Source organism: Cryobacterium sp. MLB-32, assembly GCF_000738085.1.
GTDB lineage: Bacteria > Actinomycetota > Actinomycetes > Actinomycetales > Microbacteriaceae > Cryobacterium.
Genome location: NZ_JPRS01000545.1, coordinates 1 through 813, shown reverse-complemented (window position 1 = coordinate 813; position 813 = coordinate 1). Strand labels below are relative to the sequence as shown.

The 813-nt window shown below is 60.6% G+C and carries 1 protein-coding gene; it reads left to right on the top strand.

Features of this window, described 5'->3' with window-relative positions; genetic code table 11:
* Positions 1-206: 206 nt before the first annotated feature.
* Positions 207-813 (top strand): citrate/2-methylcitrate synthase (locus JF66_RS19865; protein WP_369798078.1); only part of this gene is annotated, 607 nt, incomplete at its 3' end.

The following is an 813-nucleotide window of genomic DNA, read 5'->3' as shown; positions in this document are numbered from 1 at the left end:
CGTGTCTTCGAGGCATGCCGACAGGGCGCGTTCCACCCCGTAAACACGGGTGTGTGGAACATCGATAATGAAACACCCGAACTCTTGGCGGATGCAACAGTAGGCCGTCCGGCCCTTTAGGCTGTAGTCGGAACGAGTTTGCCGGGCGCACGAATATGCCGTGGCGAACGCCCGGCACCATACGCAGCGAGACTCAGGGAGGCTCCGTGACCGACGTCGCGCAGCAAACGATATCCAACGAACCAGAGCAGGAAACTGCTGTGGAACCGCAGACGGCAACTCTTAGCTACCCGGGAGGCACGGCGGAGTTTCCCATTGTGGAGAGCACCGACGGCGCGTCGAGCATCGATATTTCGACGCTCACGAAGAAGACCGGTCTCACCACGATTGACTATGGCTTCGTGAACACCGCGGCGACGCGCTCCGCGATCACCTACATCGACGGCGAGCAGGGTATTCTGCGCTATCGCGGTTATCCCATCGAACAGATCGCCAAGAACTCCAGCTTCCTCGAGACGGCATGGCTGCTTATCTACGGAGAACTGCCCACGCAGCTCGAACTCGAGAACTTCGACGACCGCATCCGTCACCACACCCTGCTGCACGAAGACATGCGCCGTTTCTTCGATTCCCTGCCGCACAAGGCCCACCCGATGAGCGTGCTCGCCTCCGGTGTGTCCGCACTGTCGACGTTCTACCAGGATTCCCTTGATCCGAAGGACCCGGAGCAGGTCGAGATTTCCACGATCCGCCTGCTCGCCAAGCTGCCCGTGATGGCGGCCTACGCGCACAAGAAGAGCATCGGCCAGGCGT